Annotated in this window: 16 protein-coding genes; 12 read left to right on the top strand and 4 right to left on the bottom strand. The window is 36.3% G+C overall.

What is annotated here, in order from left to right; translation table 11 throughout:
- Window positions 1-251: 251 nt before the first annotated feature.
- Window positions 252-5,246: an AAA domain-containing protein gene (locus ACGH6R_RS06780; protein ID WP_411599236.1), complete on the top strand. Its 4,995-nt coding sequence runs from the start codon at window positions 252-254 to the stop codon at window positions 5,244-5,246.
- A gap of 206 nt (window positions 5,247-5,452) precedes the next feature.
- Entirely contained in the window at window positions 5,453-7,186 is a 1,734-nt protein-coding gene (gene argS / locus ACGH6R_RS06775) for an arginine--tRNA ligase (protein ID WP_411599235.1), read from the top strand.
- 193 nt (window positions 7,187-7,379) lie between these two features.
- Here argS and ACGH6R_RS06770 read toward each other — a convergent pair whose 3' ends face one another.
- Complete coding sequence (locus tag ACGH6R_RS06770; RefSeq protein WP_267377823.1) at window positions 7,380-7,670, bottom strand: putative quinol monooxygenase; 291 nt, start codon at window positions 7,668-7,670, stop codon at window positions 7,380-7,382.
- Between the two features lie 454 nt (window positions 7,671-8,124).
- Between ACGH6R_RS06770 and ACGH6R_RS06765 the strand changes: the two genes are divergently transcribed.
- Window positions 8,125-9,141: an amidohydrolase family protein gene (locus ACGH6R_RS06765; RefSeq protein WP_267377822.1), complete on the top strand. Its 1,017-nt coding sequence runs from the start codon at window positions 8,125-8,127 to the stop codon at window positions 9,139-9,141.
- Window positions 9,142-9,285: 144 nt separating this feature from the next.
- Here ACGH6R_RS06765 and guaB read toward each other — a convergent pair whose 3' ends face one another.
- The 3 genes from guaB to ubiG all read right to left on the bottom strand — a co-directional run bounded on the left by guaB (window position 9,286) and on the right by ubiG (window position 13,181).
- Window positions 9,286-10,752 carry an IMP dehydrogenase gene (gene guaB, locus ACGH6R_RS06760; protein ID WP_220215297.1) on the bottom strand — a complete coding sequence of 489 codons (1,467 nt, stop codon included), beginning with the start codon at window positions 10,750-10,752 and terminating at the stop codon, window positions 9,286-9,288.
- Between the two features lie 162 nt (window positions 10,753-10,914).
- Entirely contained in the window at window positions 10,915-12,237 is a 1,323-nt protein-coding gene (gene gntT / locus ACGH6R_RS06755; RefSeq protein ID WP_267377820.1) for a gluconate transporter, read from the bottom strand.
- 239 nt (window positions 12,238-12,476) lie between these two features.
- Complete coding sequence (ubiG, locus tag ACGH6R_RS06750; RefSeq protein ID WP_267377818.1) at window positions 12,477-13,181, bottom strand: bifunctional 2-polyprenyl-6-hydroxyphenol methylase/3-demethylubiquinol 3-O-methyltransferase UbiG; 705 nt, start codon at window positions 13,179-13,181, stop codon at window positions 12,477-12,479.
- A 207-nt stretch (window positions 13,182-13,388) separates the two neighbouring features.
- Between ubiG and ACGH6R_RS06745 the strand changes: the two genes are divergently transcribed.
- The 9 genes from ACGH6R_RS06745 (at window position 13,389) to ACGH6R_RS06705 (ending at window position 24,851) form a co-directional block, all read left to right on the top strand.
- The gene (locus ACGH6R_RS06745; protein ID WP_267381754.1) at window positions 13,389-13,685 is read left to right on the top strand and encodes a hypothetical protein; all 297 of its coding nucleotides are present in this window, start codon (window positions 13,389-13,391) and stop codon (window positions 13,683-13,685) included.
- A 190-nt stretch (window positions 13,686-13,875) separates the two neighbouring features.
- Complete coding sequence (locus tag ACGH6R_RS06740; RefSeq protein WP_220215301.1) at window positions 13,876-15,249, top strand: sodium-dependent transporter; 1,374 nt, start codon at window positions 13,876-13,878, stop codon at window positions 15,247-15,249.
- Window positions 15,250-15,546: 297 nt separating this feature from the next.
- Window positions 15,547-17,421 carry a molecular chaperone HtpG gene (htpG, locus tag ACGH6R_RS06735; RefSeq protein WP_267352184.1) on the top strand — a complete coding sequence of 625 codons (1,875 nt, stop codon included), beginning with the start codon at window positions 15,547-15,549 and terminating at the stop codon, window positions 17,419-17,421.
- 179 nt (window positions 17,422-17,600) lie between these two features.
- The gene (gene licT, locus ACGH6R_RS06730) at window positions 17,601-18,440 is read left to right on the top strand and encodes a BglG family transcription antiterminator LicT (protein WP_411599234.1); all 840 of its coding nucleotides are present in this window, start codon (window positions 17,601-17,603) and stop codon (window positions 18,438-18,440) included.
- 186 nt (window positions 18,441-18,626) lie between these two features.
- The gene (locus ACGH6R_RS06725; protein WP_267359287.1) at window positions 18,627-20,522 is read left to right on the top strand and encodes a beta-glucoside-specific PTS transporter subunit IIABC; all 1,896 of its coding nucleotides are present in this window, start codon (window positions 18,627-18,629) and stop codon (window positions 20,520-20,522) included.
- A gap of 3 nt (window positions 20,523-20,525) precedes the next feature.
- Window positions 20,526-21,920, top strand: coding sequence for a glycoside hydrolase family 1 protein (locus ACGH6R_RS06720; protein ID WP_411599233.1), 1,395 nt, complete (start codon window positions 20,526-20,528; stop codon window positions 21,918-21,920).
- 123 nt (window positions 21,921-22,043) lie between these two features.
- Window positions 22,044-23,384 carry an OprD family outer membrane porin gene (locus ACGH6R_RS06715; protein ID WP_411599232.1) on the top strand — a complete coding sequence of 447 codons (1,341 nt, stop codon included), beginning with the start codon at window positions 22,044-22,046 and terminating at the stop codon, window positions 23,382-23,384.
- 25 nt (window positions 23,385-23,409) lie between these two features.
- Window positions 23,410-24,174 carry a histidine phosphatase family protein gene (locus tag ACGH6R_RS06710; RefSeq protein WP_411599231.1) on the top strand — a complete coding sequence of 255 codons (765 nt, stop codon included), beginning with the start codon at window positions 23,410-23,412 and terminating at the stop codon, window positions 24,172-24,174.
- 137 nt (window positions 24,175-24,311) lie between these two features.
- The gene (locus ACGH6R_RS06705) at window positions 24,312-24,851 is read left to right on the top strand and encodes a methylated-DNA--[protein]-cysteine S-methyltransferase (protein ID WP_411597075.1); all 540 of its coding nucleotides are present in this window, start codon (window positions 24,312-24,314) and stop codon (window positions 24,849-24,851) included.
- The last annotated feature ends 24 nt before the right edge of the window (window positions 24,852-24,875 follow it).

Here is a 24,875-nt window from a genome sequence, read left to right as displayed (position 1 = left end):
ATTTAAAATAGATTGATATTGATTTAATATAGATAAATTAAAAACCAATAAGAGTTTTCGGGCTTTTTTTGAATTGTATATTTAACAAAATAATAGATGCCATTTGCTAACCCAAATCGGGCTAAAATGCGTGTTTTCTATCGACTGTATTAAAATTAATCTTTATAAATAATCATTGTCATTCTACAATTCAATATAAATAAAAATGATAAAAATAACATCAACATTGAGTTGAATATAAGGAATACAAAATGGAGTTAGAGCGTCACTGTGGTCATTGCCAAACTGAACGATTCGATAATGAAATGCTAAGTAAGCAAATGATCGATGATAAAACATATCATTATGACCTATTATCCGTTTCATTCAAAAATTCTATTGATACAAAACCATTAAAAAAATTTCAATTGATTAGTGAAACTATGCCTATTAAAGAGCATAAATCTAAACTAGGGTTATGGCAATTATCTATACGCGCCAATAATGTTCGCTTACGTGCATCAAATTTACAAATCAAATTGGATGAAAACCGACTAAAAACACTTCAATTAGCCTGTTCTAAAAACCAATTAATGGCAATGTGGACTAAACGCTCATCTTTCTTTCCTGATGCCAATAATCTTGGATTATTATCATTAATGGAACGTAACAATATTAGTGAAGATGATCTAATCATTTTACTCAGTGCACAAGAAGATCAATTTAAAACGGCAAATAACGTCATCAATGAATGTAAACAATTAGCCAATGATTATGATATTGATATATTAAGCGATGAAGAGTTAGCAAATTATTTTAAGCAACCTAGATTAAGACTATATCAACTATTGGATGAGCGAATAGAAGGATTTGCCGAACTGGGTCATGAAGAGCTCGATCAGTGGACACAGCAGTATCGTTTTGAAAAACGTATACCATTTTGTCGGCTCTTGGTTTTATTGAGCATTCCTAATGAACATTGGATTAAACCGCCGTTAAAAAAATACTCATCTCGAATTATCGATTTCTTTCATAAAAAAGTATCAATGAGTATCTTGCAAGGCCCGTTAGTTAGGATGAACCTAGGTCGTTTTACACCACGTATTGATCTTAACTTATTAGGAACCGCATCTTTACCGTCAAATAAACTACTTGATCATATTCTTGCTCGACAACCTCGTCAGCAACAAATCGATATTAAAGCCGTATTCGAAACGAATGAACTTCTTGAAATTAAATTACGCAACTTATTTCGGGCAACCACTATTTATCAACGGGATACGGGCATTGACAGTCTTTATATGGGCTTTCCTTTTTTAGTTTATCAAGAAACCAGTGGCAATCGGTTACCCAGAATAGCACCATTATTACTTTGGCCCATAAAAATGAATGACGATATAGCATCAATGAAACGACTTACACTCGCCTTTGATCGTCAACGAGAAGAAATAAGAATCAATCCCGCACTTAAAGGGATTTTGGGCAAAACACTTTTTAATCAATGGAAACATGTTTTTGATGACTTATTATTACGTTCAACGTTAAATACCCTTGAGGTTATGAATGAATTAAAGTCGTTAGGACAAATTTTGTCGAGTCAAATCGATGATTTACCAACATCCTTTGAACCAGAAAAAGGTAAAATCTACTTTGCTTGTTCCGCTGTGTTATTTGATGCCAACTTTATAGGACAATCAATTGGTGAAGAACTTAGTCAATTAAAAAAACTCGACTACGACAACACAGCACTTGAAACCGCACTAAAACTGAAATCCAATTCTCAAATCGATGAGCAAATTGAAAAACCAGACGTACAAAATTGTTTTTTTTCGGTTGCCAGTGACCCAAGCCAAGAAAACGCTGTTTTACAAGCACGATTAGCGCCCGGTTTGTTAATTGAAGGCCCACCAGGAACCGGAAAAAGTCAAACCATTGTTAATATGGTTGGCGACGCAATTGGACGCCATAAAACGGTACTGATTGTTTGTCAAAAAAAAGCGGCCCTTGAAGTTGTTCATAAGCGTTTAACTGCCGAAGGCCTTGATACGCGCAGTATAATGATTAACGATATTAATGCTGATCGATCCAAATTGATCAATAGTATTCGTCAACAGCTTGATTTGCTGGACAAAAACCTGCCTTCAGATGACTACATTAAAGCGCGCATCAAACTGGCAAAAACAGTAACAAAACTGGAAGCACAGCTCGATCAATATGATGAGGCATTATATACTCAACAGACCCACTTTGGTTTAAGTTATCGGGAGTTAATCGCTGATTTAATCACGATTGCCAACAATCCACCCAAATTAACCGTACCGGAATTAGGCAAAGTATTTCAGAATCTTGATGTCAAACAACTATCAATGATTAAAAATCAGTGTTCACCCTTACTTTCACTGTGGTTACCGGCAAAATTTGAACATAGTCCATTATCAGAATTAACAGAATTTTCAAATGATCCAATTACGATAAATTTATTTAATCAATCACTGACTCAATTTATTCAAGTTGAGCACGTTAGAACAGCAAATCTTGATAACCAACCTATCCAATTTGATGTTGATGATCCCCTCCCTCATCAACAGTGGCTTAAAAAAGAGAGTGAAGCTTTTTTAAATATCACGGAAAATCTTCGGGAGCGATTATTAAAATGGTTACCCTTGTTCAAAATTCAAAATATCCAAACCGGTAACTTAGAAGGTAATAGACTCATCAATGGGTTAAAATTTTTGCAAGATCAGCTATCTTATTTAAACTCAGATGGTTGGTGCCACCTGTCTCAAAAATTATGTTATTTAGAGCCAAAGATACTAGAAGATTTACTGAGTAAAGCAAGAAAACTCATTACCCCTAATGCTTGGTACAAATGCCTGAGTTTGCAACGCTATTTAGCAAAAAAAGGACTTTTTAACTTTTTAGCTATGCACGGTGAGGAAGCAAACATTAACCGCATTCCAATGCTTTATGAGTCGCTATTATTAGAGTCTGAATATCGGCCAATTCGCAAAACGTTACTGAGTATCTTTGTTGATTTGCAATTACCTCAACACAATTTAACGCTTAATCTTGATAACACTCAATACTTGATCGAGGAAACATTATCGGAACTTGAAGAAGTCAAAGCATGGGCTGATAAAATTCACCAAGCACCTTATAGTCAGTATGTGGAGCAATCATTATTGAAAAGTAGCGACGCTTTTCAAGATTTAATTAATGAATACGAAGCGGCCTTTGTTCGTTATCAATATCGTCAAGATTCAGAACAACATTTATCCTTGCTCAATCAATTTTTAAATGAAAACCTGTATCAAAACTGTTTACAGGCGATTGTTAAAAATCAACCAACACCTTCAACTATTGACGCTATTTACCATGTTTTACCTTCATTAAAAGCGTATCAATCATTTCGTAAAGAAGCGATTCAATTATCTGAAACTGCACTTGAAGTATTGGCAAAACTAAGACCTTTTGAATCCGAACTAGCCTTATTAAGTCCAGAAAATCAACAATATCAATTCAGACAACTATTGGATTATGAAGCTAAAACGATTTGGAAATTGTACATCGAACAAGAAAACCCGATATTACAGATTGATCAGCAAGTTATCAATCAAACCATTGAACAGCTAAAATCTTACGACGAACAGCTGCATCAACTGAATAAACAGTTACTACTTAATAATATAAAATGTAATCAGATAGCTGATCCCAAAAGGTGGGAAGGAATAACAAGGCTAACAGGTCAACGCGCCAAACGATTACGTGAATTCATCGAGCAAGGTATACCGCTTGGATTAATGTACTTAAGACCAATTTGGTTAATAAATCCCGACACCGCAAGTCGCTTATTGCCATTAAAAGCGGGATTATTTGATTTGGTCATCTATGACGAAGCCTCACAAATGCCCATTGAATACGCTATACCTACTCTTTATCGGGGCAAAATTGCCATAGTCAGTGGTGATGATAAACAGATGCCACCCACTACATTTTTTGGTGTACAAACAGACGCTGACATAGACGAAGAGGCTGATGATGATACTATTCAAGCACTATCAGAAGAAGTTAACGAAAATCCTCTACTCAATCGTTGGAATTTAAAAGAAATTATGGATTGTCCGGATTTATTACAACTTTCTCGCACTGTGTTGCCAACAACTTATTTACAAATTCATTACCGTTCCGCTTATCGTGAGCTGATTAACTATTCCAATACCGCTTTTTACCATAGCCAACTAAACGTACCTGTCAGACATTCAGCTAATATCATTAAGCAAATCAAACCACTTGAATATATTTGGGTAAATGGTCTATATGAAGATCAACGCAATTATAGTGAAGCAATAAAAGTTGTTGAAATGGTCGATAACATTTGGAAAAAAGATGCGACTCATCGTCCATCCATAGGCGTTGTAACCTTTAACAAAAAGCAGGCAGATCTGATTGAAAAATGTTTTTATGAAAAAGCCAATTTAGATAAAAAATTTTCAGACATTTTTGAACAAGAAAATCAACGATTCGATCAGGGTGAAGATGTATCAATTTTTATCAAAAATGTTGAAAATGTGCAGGGCGATGAACGTGATGTTATCATCTTTTCAACGACATTTGGTCGTAATAAACAAGGTATTTTCAGGCGAAATTTTGGCATACTAGGGCAACAAGGTGGCGAAAGGCGCTTAAATGTAGCAATCACCCGAGCTCGCCAAAAAGTCATTTTGATCTCATCAATGCCTATTGAAGATGTTTCTGATGCGCTAGCCAATAAACGTGCTCCAACATCCCCTCGTGATTACCTACAATACTATTTAGCTTATTCTAAAGCATTATCTGAAGGTAATTTTACTTTTGCTGAATCATTACTTAACCTGATCGAACAGGCACATAAGCAATCTGATTTGCCAATACCAACACAACACGATGACGGACTGCTTGACGATGTAGAAACTTTTATTCGTTCGCTCAATTTATCCTATAGCCGCCACTCAGGCAGTGGCGTATTTACATTAGATTTTACGATTGAAGATCCGAGCACTAAACTTTATTGTATTGGCATTGAGTGCGATGCGCCAATTCACCCGTTATTATCCAATGCACGATATAGAAACATTTGGCGACAATCGGTATTATCTAGAACCATTCCGCATATATTTCGCCTATCTTCACGTAACTGGTATGAAAATAATGATCATGAAAAGCAACGACTACAACATTATATTGAAAATATATTGGGAACAAAGATCAAGCACACACTCAACGACTAGAATGTCAATCAAATTTTGACTCTGTTTATCACCAAATTGATCGATTAACATCGGTCATTTTTGTCAATCATGCTTTTGATTGAAAAATACCCTAATAGGAAATCAAAACCCTGTTAAACTAAAGTAAACGACATCATCTGAGCCGTGACAAGTGTTTACTTTATCGGTATTATATTGGGCATTTATGATAATTGATTAGGTTTAGTGTGAATATTCAACAATTACTAACTCAACGTGTTTCGCAAGCAATGATAATGGCCGGTGCTGATAATAACTGTGATGCCTTAATTAAACAATCAGCTAAAGTACAATTTGGCGATTATCAAGCTAATGGCATCATGGCAACCGCCAAAAAACTAGGAATGCCACCAAGAGCGTTGGCGGAAAAGGTTTTACAACATCTAGATATTGATGACATTGCCGAAAAAGTCGAAATTGCTGGCCCCGGTTTTATTAACATCTTTTTAAAAAATAGTTGGATTGCTCAACAAAATGAAGTTGCACTGAGTAGCGATAAACTGAATATTACCTTACCTGCAAAAGCACAAACGATTGTTGTAGACTACTCAGCACCGAATGTTGCCAAAGAGATGCATGTCGGTCATTTACGTTCAACAATCATCGGGGATGCCACTGTACGAGTTTTAACTTTTCTTGGTCATAATGTTATCCGTGCTAACCATGTCGGTGACTGGGGAACACAATTTGGGATGCTCATTGCTTATCTGGAAAAAATGCAAAATGAACATGCTAATGATATGCAACTATCCGATCTGGAATCGTTTTATCGAGCAGCAAAAAAACATTACGATGAAGACGAAGTTTTTGCTGAAAAAGCACGTAATTATGTTGTAAAACTGCAAGGTGGTGATGAATATTGTCGTGAAATGTGGCGAAAATTGGTCGAGATTACCATGACGCAAAATATTGCGACTTACAAACGGTTAAATGTCACACTTTCCGTTGAAGACACCATGGGCGAAAGCATTTATAACAAAATGTTACCCGGCATTGTGGCAGATTTAAAACATAAAAAATTAGCGGTAGAAAGCGAAGGGGCAATCGTTGTATTTTTAGATGAATACAAAAATAAAGAAGGCGAACCAATGGGCGTGATTATTCAAAAACGCGACGGCGGTTACCTTTATGCAACAACCGATATCGCCTGTGCCAAATATCGTTATGAAACACTACATGCCGATCGCATACTTTATTATACCGACTCACGTCAGCATCAGCATTTAGAACAAGTTTGGACAATTGTACATAAAGCCAAATATGTGCCTGATTCTTTAAAACTCGAACACCATATGTTTGGTATGATGTTAGGAAAAGACGGTAAACCGTTTAAAACACGATCAGGTGATACGGTTAAATTAAATGATCTTTTAGATGAAGCGACTGAACGGGCAAAAGTCTTAATTCAAAGTAAAAATCCAGAACTCACTGAACAAGAGTTAGCACAAGTCGTCGATGCCGTTGCAATTGGTGCGGTTAAATACGCTGATCTTTCTAAAAATCGTACCACTGATTATGTTTTTGATTGGGACAATATGCTTTCTTTTGAAGGTAATACGGCACCCTACTTACAATATGCTTATACTCGTGTGTTATCGGTATTTAGAAAATCCAATATTTCAGAAGATGACTTATCGGGAAGTATTATTTTAGAAACAGAAAAAGAACGCGCATTAGCCACTCGACTAATTCAATTTGATGAAACTATTTCAGTGTTAGCAAATGAAGGCACGCCTCACGTGCTTTGTGCTTATCTTTATGACATTGCAACGCTTTTTTCAAGTTTTTACGAAAACTGCCCTATTTTAACAGCTGAAAATGAAAACCTAAAATTAAGTCGCTTAAAACTGGCTTCTTTGACAGCTAAAACACTGAAAGTAGGATTAGATATGTTAGGCATAAAAACCGTTGAAAAAATGTAATTTCAACAAAATAGATGCCTGATGTTATAACGCCATTCATCACTTTATTAAATCGGTTGTCAACAAAAGTTTTGGCAACCGATTGACCTGATTAAACTGCTCCAAACTTTATCGCATCCGCGTTATTAATATAATATTTCTTGACCAATTTTCTTTCTCACACAATTTGGTTAATCGCTTGTTCGGTTTAATCTTATAACACAGGTTTCACAATACAAATTTCGAGTTTTTCGCAATGCTCTTTAGCAAATGCGGCGAATTCAATAAAATGTGGTGTATGATTGTGCAAATCAATTGCTTGTTTCGAAGCCCATGTTTCAATGACGACATAAACATCGAGATCATCGATGCTTTGATTAAGTTCATAACGAATACATCCCGCTTCTTTACGGCTTGCTTCAACAAGTTTTTTAAAAAGCGTTTGAAAAGCGGCATGATTTTCTGACTTGATTTTTAGCGTAGCAACAATATTTAACTGGCTCATAATAACCTCTTATCTTAGGCAAACTTTATCAACTTTATACTAACATAGGTTGTTTTAACATCAATAAAAAAGCATTATGGAAAATCTCATTTTTTTGACAATCGCTTATTGATAAAAATTAATCCGTTATCCTAATCATGTTACCCAAAATAAAACCAAAATTGTTAATGACCATCAAATGATGACAAGAAAATCTAAAAAATAATACTTTAACCATATCATTTATTTGCATATTTTCACTGTTAAAACGCTTGATCTTAATCAAGATAGGTTTAGAATTTCTGCTACTAAATAACCTGCTAGAGTCTTTAAACTATGAAGCCATGTGAATCAACAATCCAGATTTTAAACATTGTTGGTTCTATTTTTAATCCTCCTTTATGGAGGATTTTTTTTAGCTGTTATTTTTGAATTTTTAAACCAACTTTAGGTAATTTATTTGTAGAGGCATATTATGACAGACAACAAAAAGATGTTATTAACCAGTCGAGATCAAAGTTTAAAAGCATTTTTAATGAACAAAATCAAGCAAAATGGCGGTTGGGTTAATGCACATATGCACGCTGATCGTGCTTTTACAATTACCGTTGACAGTTTTGATGTGTACCAAAAACAGACATTGATTGAAAAATGGGATACGTTAGACAAAGTCAAAGCCGCCATGACCGAAGAAGACTATTATCGTCATTTTAGTATGGCTGTTGAACGAATGATTGAACAAGGTGTTAGTGCCATGGGCTCATTTGTGGATATTGACCCTATCGCTGAAGAACGTGCAATCAAAGGCGCATTACGAGCACGAGAAACCTATAAAAACGATATCACCATTAAACTGGTGAATCAGACCTTAAAAGGCGTGATTGATAAAGAGGCCCGCTATTGGTTTGATAAAGGAGCCGATCTTGTCGATATTATTGGTGGCTTACCTCGCCGTGATGAACGTGATCATGGTGAAGGTATGGGACTTAAACATCTGGATGTATTAATGCAAACGGGCAAATCTTTAGGCAAAATGGTGCATGTTCATGTAGATCAATTTAATTCATCCGATGAGATAGAAACAGAGCAATTAACAGATAAAACCTTAGAACATGCAATGCATGGTCGTGTAGTGGCAATTCATAGTATTTCAATTACTGCCCATAGCTTAGAATATCGTCAAAAATTATACCAAAAAATGAAAGAAGCCCAAATGATGGTGATTGCCTGCCCGTTTGCGTGGATTGACAGTCCAAGGCGTGAAGAACAAGGCCCAACCCGTAACTCCTTAACCCCTGTTGATGAATTAGCCGCAGCAGGAATTCCTGTTGCGATTGGTACTGATAATGTCAGTGATTATATGCTCCCCTTTTCAACGGGTAATATGTGGGAAGAGCTAAAACTGCTTGTAACCGGATGTCGATATACCGATTTAGATAATGTGGTTAACGTCGCCACTCGGAATGGACGTAAAGTGCTGGGACTTGAGTAATTAACGCAAAACGTTATAAACCAAGTTTTTAAAGCAAACTATTCCCTTTAAAGATTAAAAATCCCAACAACGCTGAAATTGTAGGGATTTTTACTATTACTGAACAGCGTCAATGATTAACGACGCTTTAATATTGATAAAAAATTAAGATCCAGCTCGATAATTTGGTGGCTCTTTGGTTATTAGCACATCGTGAACATGGCTTTCTTTCATGCCAGCGCCGGTTATTCGATAGAATTTAGATTGCGTTCTTAACTCATCGATAGTGGCACAGCCAGTTAATCCCATACAAGAACGTAATCCTCCCATTTGTTGGTGAATGATTTCTTTTAATGGGCCTTTATAGGCAATACGGCCTTCAATACCTTCAGGAACTAATTTATCAGCGGCATTATCAGATTGGAAATAACGATCAGATGAACCTTTCGCCATTGCGCCAAGTGATCCCATACCTCGATAAGATTTATAAGCTCGACCTTGATATAATTCGATTTCACCAGGGGCTTCTTCTGTTCCAGCAAACATTGAGCCAACCATAACACATGATGCACCTGCGGCAATGGCTTTAGCAATGTCACCCGAAAAACGAATACCACCATCAGCAATAACAGGAATATTATGTCGTTGAGCCATTTCAACTGCATCCATAATGGCACTAATTTGTGGCACACCAACACCTGTCACAATACGCGTAGTACAGATAGAACCTGGACCAATACCGACTTTAACTGCATTTACCCCTGCATCGATTAATGCTTTTGCACCTTCCGCAGTAGCAATATTCCCCCCAATAATTTGTAATTCCGGATACGCCTGCCTTGTCTGACGAATACGCTCTAATACACCTTCTGAATGTCCATGAGATGAGTCAATCAATAAAACATCAACACCTGCTTCAACCAATGCCGCAATCCGTTCTTCATTGCCTGCACCAGCGCCCACCGCTGCCCCTACGCGCAAACGCCCTTTTTCATCTTTGCAAGCATGTGGTTTTTGTTCTGCTTTATTGTAGTCCTTAACCGTTATCATTCCTTTAAGGTGAAATTTGGAATCAACAACTAACACTTTTTCAACACGGTGTTCATGCATTTTTTTCAGCACAATTTCACGTTGTTCGCCCTCTTTTACCGTAACAAGTCGTTCTTTTGGTGTCATGACTGCCGTTACCGGTAACGATAAATCAGTCGCAAAACGAACATCTCGAGCGGTAATAATCCCGACTAACTCTTGAGATTGAGTAACCACAGGGAAACCGGCAAAACCATATTCTTTAGCAAGTTCGATAACATCTCGAATCGTGGCAGTAGGTAAAACGGTCACGGGATCTTGGACGATACCGCTTTCATGCTTTTTCACCCTTTTTACATGGTTAGCCTGAGCTTCGATTGACATATTTTTATGGATAAAACCAATTCCGCCTTCTTGCGCAAGGGCGATGGCTAAATCGGATTCAGTCACCGTATCCATTGCAGCTGACAGCATCGGAATATTGAGTTTAATTGTTTGGGTTAGCTGAGTAGAAATAACAGCAGTGTTGGGTAATACCGTGGAGTGGGCAGGAACTAATAACACATCATCAAATGTAAGTGCTTCTTTAACTATACGAGACATGACAATATTCACCATTGAGTTGAATTGTTGATAAAATATTGCCGATGTATTCTACTGACTTTTGCGATAAAAGACCAGCGGTATTTTGATTCTTGAAATAGTTTGAACAGTTATCCTTCTTATTATTTCATCAAAAATAATTATATCTCATACAAACTAACCTTATAAAAAAAGATTAATGATCAAACAGCCGATTAATCCACTGACAGATATCACTGTTTCGAGTAAAGACCATGATTTCAATGTTTCGGTAATGCTCAGATTAAAATATTCTTTAAATAACCAAAAGCCAGGATCATTTACATGCGAAAAAACGACACTACCCGCACCCGTTGCAATAACCATTAATTCTGGGCTAACACCCGTTGAAGCAATTAATGGGAAAACAATCCCACCTGCCGTTAGTGCTGCAACCGTTGCCGACCCTAAGGCTAATCTTAATAAGGCTGCAATTAGCCACGCCATAACAATGGGGGAAACAGTCGATCCATGCATTATCTGTTCGATATAAACTTTCACGCCACTATCGACAAGAACTTGTTTAAATGCCCCACCACCCCCAATAATCAATAGCATCATTGCAATAATTTTAATTGAATCAACTAAGCTAGTATTGATGTCTGACATGCTACGGCCACGTAATAAACCAAAAGTGAATATGGCTATTAATACTGATATCAGCGTTGCAATGACTGGATCCCCAAAAAATTCAACATAGGGTAGCAACCAATGCCCATTATTTAACGTCATTTCACTTATGGCTCGGATTGACATTAATATAACTGGAATCAATGCGGTAATAAGACTGACACGAAAACTAGGCATCTGCTGTTCAGTAAATGTTTTAGTATTATATAAGCCTTCTTCAACAGGATGATTAATCGCACGAATAAAAGGTAATTTAGTTAAAATAGGCCCAGCTAGTATGACGGATGGAATACCTATAATTGTGCCATAAAGTAAGGTTTTTCCCATATCGGCTTTAAATATTTGTGCAATCGCTGTTGGTCCAGGATGAGGCGGTAAAAAACCATGTGTAACCGACAAAGCCGCCGCCATGGGAATACCAATATATAGCGGAGATATACCTAAGGTTGCTGCTATAGTTAAAATCAAGGGTAACAATAAAACGAAACCAACCTCATAAAACAGAGCAAATCCAACAATAAATCCCGTAAGCGTCACTGCCCATTGAATCTTTTTATCGCCGAAAGTGGCAATGAGCGTTGTTGCTATCCGCTGTGCACCTCCACAATCGGCGAGTAATTTGCCTAACATTGCGCCAAATCCCATAATTAATGCTAAGCTGCCAAGCGTGCCACCGACACCATTTTTAATTGATTTGATGACCTCCATAACGGGCATCCCTTCCAGAACACCGACACTAAGTGCCACCAAAATTAATGCGATAAAACCATTAACTCGTAAAGGTAACATGAGAATCAATAACATCAAGACACCAAAAGCAATAATGATTAATGGCATAATCAACTCCTCTTAATCAACAACATCCAATCTGGTTAAATTGACACAGCTAGACTTAAATACTTTAAACATAATTAGAAAATTGCAATTCAATTAAGATTTGAAAACATCGCATTTTATGGGTAAGTACGAATAAATTAACAATAAGTATTTACCCACATAGTATCGATATATGTGGGAATGTTAGAGGAAAATTTACACTATTTATTAGAAATGAGAATAAGATCACACTTTTAAATTTAAACTTCTTTTTGCGCCATTAAAATATAATTTACATCCACATTGTGACCTAATTTGAATTGATTTTTTAAAAGATGATATTCCATACCAATAATGCCTTCAACCGCTAATTTAGATTGCTCGACTAAGTCCATTAATTCTGAAGGTCGAATAAAGCGATTAAAATCATGTGTTCCTTTTGGGACAAGCCGAGCAATGTATTCAGCACCATAAATAAGTAATAACTTTGCTTTGGTATTTCGATTGATTGTCGATAAGAATAGTTTGCCACTGGGTTTTAGCAACTTAGCACAAGCATTAATGATGGAGAATGGATCGGGGACATGCTCTAATAACTCCATACAAGTAATCACATCATAATATTCTGATCGTTCTTCTGCATGCGCTTCAACGGTTTGTTTTTCGTAATCGATAGAAAGACCATTTTGCTCTGCATGCACTTTAGCAACGTTTAAAGACTCATCCGCCAGATCGATAGCGGTCACTTGCGCACCAAGTTTAGCAAGGCTTTCTGATAAGATGCCACCACCACACCCGACATCTAACACCTTTTTGCCAGTAAGAGATTCGCATTGCTGCAATATATAATCAACACGTAATGGATTAATGATATGCAAAGGTTTACATTGACCATTTGGATCCCACCATTGTGCGGCTAATTGTGAGAATTTATTTATTTCGTTAATATCGATATTTTGTGACATGCTGGCGTTTTTAAAGTGTAAAAAATGGGGTTTACTATATGCTAACTCCAATCAATTATCAATAAAATAGCTTACACTGCCCGCTTTTTATTAACAAAAAAATCCACTTAGTTTAATCGCTCAAATGATATACTTGTTACCAATAAAAAATAGACAATTAATTTAATTCATAAAAACGGTATAAATATAATATAAGGAAGAAGAATTATGATAATCGCGCTAAGAACAAATCGACCTAGTTTAATAAAAATAATGGATATACCAATTATAGGCAGTTTTATCATGTTTATTTTTGCACTGATTCCAATGTTTATTTTAATGATAACCGATGGTGCTTTTGGATACAGTTATCAAGATCTCCAAACAAATATAATATATTTTATAGTAGGCGTTTATAACTTCATTTTAGCCTTCTTTTTTGGTATCAGTATTTGGATTATGATATTACCTTCCTGGTTACTTTTTAACCTTATCGGTATATTGAAACTCATCGGTTGGATCTAATAATAATCGAATCATTTGATTCATTTTAATGATTGACGCCAATTCTAGTTAAATTTTTAAACAATATTGTCAATGACTGTAATGATTTCTTGTGAATAGTTTGATTTCATGGCATGATTTAAAGTTTTAATTAAGACATAATTTTACTAAACGCAAATTAAACTATTTATTAAGAATCAAAGGAAAATTCATGAGTACAGGTACTATGAAGAAAAGTCATTCCCAATGGAGCTCACGCATGGGATTCATGCTAGCAGCAGCTGGCTCTGCTGTGGGTTTAGGTAATATTTGGAAATTTCCCTATATGGCGGGTGAAATGGGTGGTTCAGCATTTGTGCTCACCTATTTACTCTTTATGTTTATCATTGGGCTACCTATCCTTGTTTTAGAATGGTTGATCGGGCGCCGAGGGCAAAAAAATCCGATTCATACCATGCAAGATGTGGCCGTTTCTGAAGGTCGTTCAAAATTATGGGGCTGGGTAGGAATAATTGGGGTACTTGGTTCATTCTTAATTCTCTCCTTTTATAGTGTGATTGGTGGCTGGGCAACAGATTACATCGTTCTAGCAGCGCAAGGCACATTTGAAGGTGCGAATGGTGGAATAACCGAAAATCTCTTTACTAATTTTCTGGGCGATGTAAATAGTTTATTAATCTGGCATACAGTATTTATGTTTGCAACGGCCTTTATTGTCGCTCTCGGCGTTGGAGCTGGCTTGGAACGTGGCTGTAAGATTATGATGCCTGGTTTAGGTATATTACTCTTAGTGCTGGTTGGGTATGCCGCATATGCCAGCGGTTCTTCTTTCTGGAAGGCTTGTGATTTCTTATTTACACCTAACTGGTCTGCCTTAAATGGCACGGCAATATTAGCTGCTTTAGGTCACGCATTTTTCAGTCTATCTTTAGGTATGGGAATTATGATGGCATATGGCTCGTATTTAGGGAAAGATGTCAATCTACTCTCAACAGCCCGAACAGTGGTCATTTTGGATGTGATTGTGGCGGTTTTATCAGGATTAGCAATATTCCCGCTTGTTTTTGCTAATGATTTACAACCGGGTTCTGGCCCTGGTCTCATCTTTGTGACACTACCAATTGCATTCGGCAATATGGCTGGCGGTTCAATTTTAGGCATATTATTCTTTATATTCTTAACGTTTGCTGCATTAACCTCGTCAATCTCATTATTAGAACCGACTGTAGAGTTACTCGAAGAAAAAACCCATATGGGACGCAAAACGGCAACCATTGTCACCAGTATTATTATTTGGGCTTTAGGTATTGCTTGTATTCTTTCATTTAATAAATGGGCAGATGTCACATTATTTGGTAAAAATATTTTTGATTTACTTGATTACTTAACCAGTAAAATCATGTTGCCAGTAACCGGTTTAGGTACCATTATTTTTGCTGCATGGATGATGAATCAAAAACGAATTCGTGAAGAACTTAATCTAAACGCTTTCTGGTTTAACATTTGGACAATCTTAACCCGTTTTATTATTCCAGTGGCAATTGTTGCTATTCTTGTTTTTGGATTTTTTCCAGAAGGGAAATAGTTAATTATCATCTGCAAAGCCTTGATATTTTCAAGGCTTTCTTCCCACCAAGCTAACAAAAAAACAGCAAACAATTACCAAAATTACTTAATCTCTATTGAAAACCTCATTTTCATTCCCATATAACAATACAACAATAAATCAAACTATTATGACAGTGTTATTCATTTAACAGTTATACCCTTTTGCAATCAAATCTGCTCTTGCAGACGTTGAAAGCATGGATAGCTTTATTAATCAAGGTTATCGGTATAAATTGTTAATTGAATCAGTTAAATATATTAGAGGAACTAGTCAATGAGTAAGCAAGGTACAGAAACTCGTGGATTTCAATCCGAAGTTAAACAAATTCTTCATTTAATGATACATTCTTTATATTCCAATAAAGAAATATTTTTACGAGAGTTAATTTCGAACGCATCCGATGCGGCTGATAAATTACGTTTTAAAGCACTTGAAAATCCTAGCCTTTATGCTGGTGATGCTGAGCTTGGCGTACGTATTTCTGTGAATAAAGAAGCAGGAACTTTAACCATTGCCGATAATGGTATCGGTATGACACGTGATGAAGTTATTGAAAATTTAGGTACGATTGCCAAATCTGGCACCAAAGCATTTTTGGAATCAATCGGTAGCGATCAAGCTAAAGACAGCCAACTAATTGGTCAATTTGGTGTTGGTTTTTACTCTGCATTTATAGTAGCAGATAAAGTCACCGTCAAAACTCGTGCTGCAACTGCTAACGCTGATGAAGCGGTTATGTGGGAATCGGCTGGCGAAGGTGAATATACGATTTCTGATGATAATAAAGAGACACGTGGTACTGAAATTATTTTACATCTGAAAGAAGATGAAAAAGAGTTTTTAGATGACTGGCGTTTACGCTCAATTATCAGTAAATATTCTGATCATATTTCACTCCCTGTTGAAGTACAAACCATCGACGAAGAAAGCAAAGACGTAAAATGGGAAAAAGTAAACAAGGCTCAAGCCCTTTGGACTCGGAGTAAATCTGAAATTACCGACGAAGAGTACAAAGAGTTTTATAAACATATTTCTCATGATTTTGCCGATCCACTCAGTTGGAGCCATAACCGAGTAGAAGGTAAACAAGAATACACCAGTTTACTTTATATTCCTTCAAAAGCGCCTTGGGATATGTGGAATCGTGATAACAAACACGGTCTAAAACTTTATGTACAACGTGTCTTTATTATGGATGATGCAGAGCAATTTATGCCAAACTATTTACGCTTTGTAAAAGGTTTAATTGACTCTAATGATCTTCCATTGAATGTATCACGTGAAATATTGCAAGATAACAAAATCACCCAAAGTTTACGCAATGCATGTACCAAACGTGTATTACAAATGTTAGAAAAACTGGCTAAAGATGATAAAGAACAATATCAACAGTTCTGGAGCGAATTTGGCTTAGTGTTAAAAGAAGGAACGGGTGAGGACTATGCTAACCGTGAAGCTATCGCGAAATTGCTCCGTTTTGCTTCTACGCATTCGGATAGCAATGCGCAAACCATCTCCTTAGACGATTATATTAGTCGTATGCAAGAAGGTCAGGATAAGATCTACTACATTACCGCTGATAGTTATGGTGCGGCTAAAAATAGTCCACATTTGGAATTATTTAGCAAAAAAGGCATTGAAGTCTTACTATTATCTGATCGTGTTGATGAGTGGATGATGAGTAATTTAACTGAATTTGAAGGAAAACAGTTCCAATCAATCAGTAAATCTGACGAATCGATTGAAAAACTTGCCGATCAAAATAGCGAAGAACAAAAACAAGCAGAAAAAGAGCTTGAACCATTTATTGAACGTGTCAAAGCAGTGTTAGGTGATAAAGTAAAAGAAGTTAAATTAACGCATCGTTTAACCAATACACCTGCAATAGTGACTACTGCAGCGGATGAAATGACCACGCAAATGGCAAAACTTTTTGCGGCTGCCGGTCAAAAAGCGCCTGAAATCAAATATACGTTTGAGATCAACCCTGATCATAAGTTAGTAAAACGTATTGCTGATACACAAGACGAAACGGCATTTAGCGACTGGATTGAATTATTATTAGATCAAGCGCTACTGGCAGAGAAAGGATCATTAAGTGATCCAAGTAAATTTATTCAAACCATGAATAAACTGCTTGCAGAATAATCGAAAAATAATAAAACCCGATATTAGATAGTAATATCGGGTTTTTTATTAACTTTTATTTAAGTTAGGTAATCGAAATTTACTAAAAATATGATGCCTATCACATTTTCTTATATTTCTTCTTTTCATTTTCTACTGTCTATTCATAATACCTAAAGTTTTCAATCAGACGGTGACAGATGAAAGTTTATAAAATTCTTAATAACAATGTAGTCGTTACACTTGATTCCAAAGGCAATGAACTCATTGTCACTGGTCGTGGCATTGGATTTAAAAAACGTGAAGGAGACTTGATTGATCCTAAACTGATTGAAAAACAATTTTCCCTCAACAACCAAGAAACGCTACCAAGATTTGCTGAATTACTATCCGAAATACCCATTGAAATATTCACTACTTCAGAAATCATCATTAATCACGCCAAGCAAGTCCTGAATGGCAAACTGCAAGACAGTATTTACATTTCACTCACTGACCATATTCATTTTGCTATAGAGCGCCATAAACAAGGATTTGATATTCCAAATAGTTTTTTATGGGAAACAAAAAAACTTTATCCTAAAGAGTTTCAAGTTGGTTTATATGCTTTATCGGTCATCAAAAAACGTTTATCCATTGAATTACCTGAAGATGAGGCGGGTTTTATTACCTTTCATATTATTAATGCTCAACTTAATGATACGATGCCCAATATTGTCAAAATGACGAAAATCATGCGTGAAATTCTTAATATCGTCAAATACCATTTTAATTTTGAGTATGATGAAGATTGTCTTTCTTATCAACGCTTTGTGACACACTTAAAATTCTTCTCACAACGCATTTTGAGTCAAACTCAACCGGTTCAACAAGATACCTCATTATATGAATTAATTCGTAAAAAGTATGAGCAGGCATATCTATGCACAAAACAGATTGATCTCCATTTAATTCAACAATATCAACATCCACTTACCGATGATGAAAATCTGTATTTAACCATTCATATCGAACGACTACGCACTGAGCTCAAAAAATAATGTGATGTAGTTCACAATTTGAACATATTAAAATGAGAAATCATATTCACTATCTTTTATTTATGCTAGCCTAAGCGAATAAATTTTGGATTGTTATTGCATAGCATTTTATGTTGTGTAAGCAAAACCTAATCACCTCAACTTGAGGTGGTTAGGTTTTTTTTTGCATTTAAAAAAGGATAAGGTATGAAAAACAAACAACTTGCCGAATCAATTATTGAATATGTTGGTGGTCAAGACAATATTATCAGTCTGGTACACTGTGCAACTCGTCTAAGATTTGCATTAAAAGATGATAATAAAGCTAATGCAGATATCCTCAAAAAACAAAAAGGGGTGATAACGGTTGTGCAAAGTGGTGGACAATTTCAAGTTGTCATTGGTAACAATGTGGCAGATGTATATAACAATATTATGCAACTAACCAACCTCAATGAGAAATCCAATGCCGAGGCACAACCAAATAAAAAATCAGGTTTTTTATCGAAATTAATTGATCTCGTTTCCGGAATTTTTATTCCTGTTCTAGTCGTAATAGTTGCCGGTGGGATTTTAAAAGGTTTAATCTCTTTATTACAAATTTTGGATATTGTCCGTGCACAAACACCAACCTATGAATTCTTATATGCCATTGCTGATGCCCCACTCTATTATTTACCTATTATTTTAGGTTTTTCTGCGGTAAAAAAATTTGGTGGCAACCCCTATGTTGGAATGGCGATAGGTGGCGCCTTAGTTCATCCAAGTATCGCCAATATGATACCTAGCGGTCAATTTTCCTTAGAAACCGAAATGTTTTCAATACCAATACAATTAATTCCTTATGCATCATCGGTTTTCCCGATTATTTTGGCAGCTTGGTTCTATTCTTTACTAGAACGAACTTTCAATAGAATCATGCATGATTCATTTAAAAAATTTATCGCTCCCCTGCTCGGAATTCTTATCACTGTTCCATTAACTTTTGCGGTAATTGGCCCTGCGGTAACGTATGTCAGTAATGCTATCGCAAGTTGTATCATCTTCATGTATGAACTCAGTCCAGTTATAGCGTCCATGGTTTTAGCGGCACTTTGGCAAGTCATGGTAATATTTGGTATTCATTGGGGACTTGTTCCATTTGCCTTAAATAACTTATCGGTTTATCAAAATGACTTTATGTTACCGATTCTGTTCCCTGCTGTGTTCGCACAAGTTGGTGCCGTATTAGCGGTAAGATTTCGAGCCAAAGATCCTGAATTCAAAGCATTAGCAAGTTCGTCGGTATTATCTGGGATTTTTGGGGTAACCGAACCGGCAATTTATGGTGTCAATTTACCATTAAAAAGACCATTTGTTATTGGTTGTCTTGCAGCAACTGTAGGTGGAGGCATTGTTGGTTATTATCACAGCGTCATTTATTCATTTAGTTTTATTAATATTTTCTCCTTCTTACAACTCATTCCACCAACAGGTATAGATGAAAAATTTTATGCGGTCGTCGTTGGTTGTATTCTGTCATTCACGTTAGCGCTGATTGCAACCTATTTATTTGGTATGCCAAAAACAAAATCGACAGTTCAAGATGATGCTGCAGCAACAAACAATCCTAACCCTTCTAATCCGGTTAATCTGCATCCTGTCACGATTTTCAGTCCGTTAACAGGAAAAATAATACCATTAAATCAAGTCAATGATCCCACCTTTGCCAGCGAACTAATGGGTAAAGGCATTGCTATTATTCCAACAGAAGGGAAAGCTTATGCCCCTGATGACGGTGAAGTCGTATCACTGTTCAGAACCAAACACGCTATCGGATTTCAAACTGATTCTGGCGTGGAAATATTAATTCATATCGGGATCGATACGGTTAAATTAGACGGTCAACACTTTCAAGCACATGTTCAAGCCGGTAGCCAAGTCAAAAAAGGCGATTTACTCGTCAGTTTTGATATCGAGGCAATCAAACAAGCAGGCTTTGAAGTTACCACGCCGATCATCATTACTAACAGTGATGACTATCAGAAGATCCAGACTATTCATCAATCAGAGACTATTGAAAAGGGTGACGTTTTATTGACGTTATCAGCAAATAAGGAGTAACACATGCTAACACAATTTCCGAATGATTTTCTTTGGGGCGGAGCAATTGCTGCCAACCAAGTTGAAGGAGCCTATCGTGAAGATGGCAAAGGTTTATCTACATCAGATTGTACACCCAATGGTTTATTTGGTGACATCATCGATCGTAATAAAAACACAATTACCGGCATTAAAGATCGTGCCATTGATTTTTATCATCGCTATCCTGAAGATATCGCTTTATTTGCTGAAATGGGATTTTCGTGTTTAAGAACGTCAATTGCTTGGACTCGAATCTTTCCAAATGGTGATGAAGAACAACCAAATGAAAAAGGACTCGCGTTTTATGACAAACTGTTTGACGAAATGTTAAAACACAACATCACCCCACTTGTCACCTTATCGCATTACGAAATGCCCTACTACCTTGTCACACAATATGGTGGATGGGGAAATCGTAAAGTCATCGAATTTTTTACTCGTTATGCCAAAACCGTATTTGAGCGTTACAAGAATAAAGTGAAATATTGGTTAACTTTCAATGAAATCAATATGTCATTACACGAACCCTTTACCGGTGTCGGATTGGATAGACACAGTAATAAAGAACAGATCTATCAAGCCATTCATCATCAGTTAGTCGCCAGCAGTCAAGCGGTAAAACTATGTCATCAAATTATTCCCGATGCCCAAATAGGTAACATGTTATTAGGCGCTGTTGCTTATCCTTTAACACCTAAGCCTGAAGATGTTCGGGCTACACTTCAAGAAAACCATGGTTGGCTATTTTTTGGTGATGTTCAAGTTCGAGGTTATTACCCAACTTATATGAAACGTTTCTTCAGAGAAAACAATATTAATTTAACGATTACCGAACAAGATCGACAAGATCTTAAAGAAACGGTCGATTTTGTATCGTTCAGTTACTATATGAGTTGTTGCGCAACTTCAGATGAATCACAAAAAACAAAAGGCAATATTTTAGATATGGTACCAAATCCTTATCTAAAAGCATCGGAATGGGGTTGGCAAATCGATCCAACAGGAATCCGTTATCTATTAAATATGCTTTATGAACGTTACCAAAAACCATTATTTATTGTTGAAAATGGTTTAGGCGCAAAAGATAAATTAGAAGCAGATGGCACGATAAATGATGATTATCGTATTAACTATATGAACGATCATCTTGTGGAAATTCGTGAAGCTATCGATGATGGTGTCGAAGTGATGGGCTATACCAGTTGGGGACCAATCGATTTGATTAGTGCTTCAAAAGCCGAAGTAACTAAACGTTATGGATTTATTTATGTCGATTTAAACCAAGACGGATCGGGAACGCTAAAACGCTATAAAAAGAAAAGTTTCTACTGGTATCAAGCGGTGATTGCATCAAAAGGCGAAGTTTTAAAATCTTAACTTTTGTATCACACCTAAAATTGGAAAGTTACTGCTTACAGCAGGCAAAACCTAAATAGCATTAGAGATAACTTTGCTTAACCGGCTATTTAGGTTTTTGATAATTAAAAAAAGGATATAAAAATGAAAATAAGATATTTAACCTTCGCATTATTTAATATCATGTCTTATTCCGTTCTCGCAAACCCAATATCCAATAATCATTTACAACCTAGCTTTATAGAGAATGCTTTTATTACCGATAGTAAACTTGATTTTTCTACCCGTAATCATTGGAAATATTTAAAAGAAAATGCCGCTCAACCAAAAGAAGTGCACAGTGCTTGGGGACAAGTTTTCACGTTCAATTATAAATCGGGTTATCTGTTTGATACACTTGGATTTGATGTCACTTATGACAATGCAATAAAACTGGGTGCAAGTGACTATTTTGCAACCCGTAATCTACTTTATAACCACGGTAAAGGTTATAGTAAACACAATGCGCATGGCTTTAATAAATTTACTCAGCGTTATATAAAAATAAAACTGGGTGAAGATAGGATAAATTTTAACGGTAAAGTGGGCTGGCATAGTGTGAAAGATTTAGGCATCATTAGCTCTTCACAACATTTAACACGAAACAGCTATCTCGGATTTAGTGGCATATTAAAATATGATGACTTTGCCTTTTCATTTGGTCGTTTAGACAGTGCCCTACCCCGTGAATCCGCCCAAAAAGTTCACTTTTTAACAAACGATCGTAAAAAAGTCATTGATCACATCTCAACAGTTGAAATGGCTTATAAAGATAGTGATACCAAAATCGACTATTCTTATGGTGTCGCCAAAGATTACTTAAGACGGCATGCAATTGAATTATCTTATAAACCCGTTAAAAATTTAACTTTGGGTTCACAATTTTATGGTAGCTATGCGATGAAAAATTATGATGCCATGAAACAAAATAGAAAAGAGTTTGATTCCCATGCATGGCACTATGCAACCGACATTGAATGGAAAGAAGAAGACTGGAGCATCAAAGTGGGGCTCGCCTATACCGATGCAAATAAACATAACGCTCTTGGGTATTATGGACGCCATATCGGTAAAAATAACCGTGGTCGTTTTAATGGACTTGCCGCCGCAGCAGCAGATTACATGCGCGATGGGGAACTTGTTTTCACCGCCGTATTAAATTATGATTTTATTAAGGATAATACCACTGGATTGTATATGAACTATGCTAAATTTAATTATAAGCATGACCGATTAAAAAATGGTGAGATCAACATTTTTAATATTTGGAAACCGAGTTCTGGCATGTTTAAAAATCTCTCGATTTTATCTAAATTTGGTTATGGATGGTCTTACAAAACGATGAGTGCCTCAGATGCGACACCAAACCTAAAACATGGAAGAGCACAACGTTCCCCAACCTTATCAGCGGAAACCGTTATCGATTATCGATTTAATTTATTTTAAAATTTTGTTAAATAAAGGATGAAACATGAAAAAATCTATTCAATTTATTAGCCTACTTTTTGTTATGGTCATATCAATTTCACAAGCTTTTGCCAGTGAAGTGACAATCTATTTAACCCGTCATGGTAAAACCATGTTTAACAACGTTCATCGTGCTCAAGGATGGTCTGATACACCATTGATTCAGTCTGGTATAGAAGTTGCTGAACAATTAGGACAAGGCTTAAAAGATGTCGAATTTATTACTGCCTATTCAAGTGACTTAGGCCGTGCACGACAAACTACACGTATTATCTTAGAAAGTAAAGGTGATACGTTGGCAATTAATGAAATGGAAGCTCTGCGTGAAGCCTGCTTTGGCGATTTTGAAGGCGATCTAGATCCCAATATGTGGACTCCTGCCGCGCAACATTTAGGATATCCTTCTGACAAGGATTTAATGGCTGATCTTGCTAAAGGTAAAATAACACTACAAAAAATGTTAGATGCCGTGGCTGCGGTTGAAAAATCAGGACAAGCAGAAAATTATCAGCAAGTTAAAAAAAGAATGGAAGTCGCATTAAAAACCATTGCTGAATCAGCAAAAGCACAAGGTGGTGGTAACGTATTAGTTGTTTCACATGGTATTGCGATTATGTCTATGGTAGAAGATCTGCTTGATGCTCCAATCACCTCTCCATTAGGCAATGCCAGTGTTACCAAAATTCGTTATACCGATGAAGGTAAATTTATTGTCGAAAGTTTTGGCGATATGAGTTATGTCGAAAAAGGAAAACAAAGCACAAAATAACGTCTTAATTTTATTTGGCTTGCTTAGGTAAGCCAAATAACAAAATGTAATTGGCAATATCAACAAAAAACTAGAAATTTAGTGAATAAACAAGCATAATTTAATTTCAATGTTGAGCTCCAAATTTTAAGGTTTATATGTTTTATTCATCCGATTACGTTTCACCATTAGGGTTAATTACGCTGGCAAGCCGAAACAATCAACTTGTTGCTGTATGGATTGAAGGACAAAAATATTTTGGTGATACCGTCAATGCTCCCCTTGAAAGCAAACCTAACTTACCCATCTTTAACCACACAAAAAAATGGTTTGATCACTACTTTTCAGGAAAAAATCCGGCTATCAATCAACTTGATTTAGCCCCGATTGGTACGCCTTTTCGTCATCAAGTTTGGGATATTCTTTGTAAAATTCCTTATGGTGAACTCATCACATATGGCGATATAGCTAAACAAATTGCGAAAACCAATCAACTTGCAAGTATGTCAAGCCAAGCTGTCGGCGGAGCAGTTGGGCGTAATCCACTATCCATTATTATTCCTTGTCATCGAGTCATTGGTAGTAACGGCAGTTTAACCGGTTATGCAGGTGGCATTGATAAAAAAATTAAACTTCTGCAACTAGAAGGCGTTGATACCCTAAAATTAACGATACCCACTAAAGGCACTGCACTTTAAAAAATTTAGGTTATCAAGGAAAGG

Source organism: Gilliamella sp. CG13 (genome assembly GCF_046635805.1).
Lineage (GTDB): Bacteria > Pseudomonadota > Gammaproteobacteria > Enterobacterales > Orbaceae > Gilliamella > Gilliamella apicola_I.
The sequence above is the reverse complement of the archived record's forward strand: the minus strand, read 5'-3'. Positions and strand labels throughout refer to the sequence as shown.

Bases quoted from the DNA above. Each gene is read 5' to 3' on its own strand.
- ACGH6R_RS06705 (WP_411597075.1), top strand. From the start codon at position 24,312: ATGTTTTATTCATCCGATTACGTTTCACCATTAGGGTTAATTACGCTG.
- ACGH6R_RS06770 (WP_267377823.1), bottom strand. From the start codon at position 7,670: ATGAGCCAGTTAAATATTGTTGCTACGCTAAAAATCAAGTCAGAAAAT.
- ACGH6R_RS06710 (WP_411599231.1), top strand. From the start codon at position 23,410: ATGAAAAAATCTATTCAATTTATTAGCCTACTTTTTGTTATGGTCATA.
- licT (WP_411599234.1), top strand. From the start codon at position 17,601: ATGAAAGTTTATAAAATTCTTAATAACAATGTAGTCGTTACACTTGAT.
- htpG (WP_267352184.1), top strand. From the start codon at position 15,547: ATGAGTAAGCAAGGTACAGAAACTCGTGGATTTCAATCCGAAGTTAAA.
- ACGH6R_RS06720 (WP_411599233.1), top strand. From the start codon at position 20,526: ATGCTAACACAATTTCCGAATGATTTTCTTTGGGGCGGAGCAATTGCT.
- ACGH6R_RS06765 (WP_267377822.1), top strand. From the start codon at position 8,125: ATGACAGACAACAAAAAGATGTTATTAACCAGTCGAGATCAAAGTTTA.
- ACGH6R_RS06740 (WP_220215301.1), top strand. From the start codon at position 13,876: ATGAGTACAGGTACTATGAAGAAAAGTCATTCCCAATGGAGCTCACGC.
- gntT (WP_267377820.1), bottom strand. From the start codon at position 12,237: ATGCCATTAATCATTATTGCTTTTGGTGTCTTGATGTTATTGATTCTC.
- ACGH6R_RS06780 (WP_411599236.1), top strand. From the start codon at position 252: ATGGAGTTAGAGCGTCACTGTGGTCATTGCCAAACTGAACGATTCGAT.
- ACGH6R_RS06725 (WP_267359287.1), top strand. From the start codon at position 18,627: ATGAAAAACAAACAACTTGCCGAATCAATTATTGAATATGTTGGTGGT.
- ACGH6R_RS06715 (WP_411599232.1), top strand. From the start codon at position 22,044: ATGAAAATAAGATATTTAACCTTCGCATTATTTAATATCATGTCTTAT.
- guaB (WP_220215297.1), bottom strand. From the start codon at position 10,752: ATGTCTCGTATAGTTAAAGAAGCACTTACATTTGATGATGTGTTATTA.
- ACGH6R_RS06745 (WP_267381754.1), top strand. From the start codon at position 13,389: ATGATAATCGCGCTAAGAACAAATCGACCTAGTTTAATAAAAATAATG.
- ubiG (WP_267377818.1), bottom strand. From the start codon at position 13,181: ATGTCACAAAATATCGATATTAACGAAATAAATAAATTCTCACAATTA.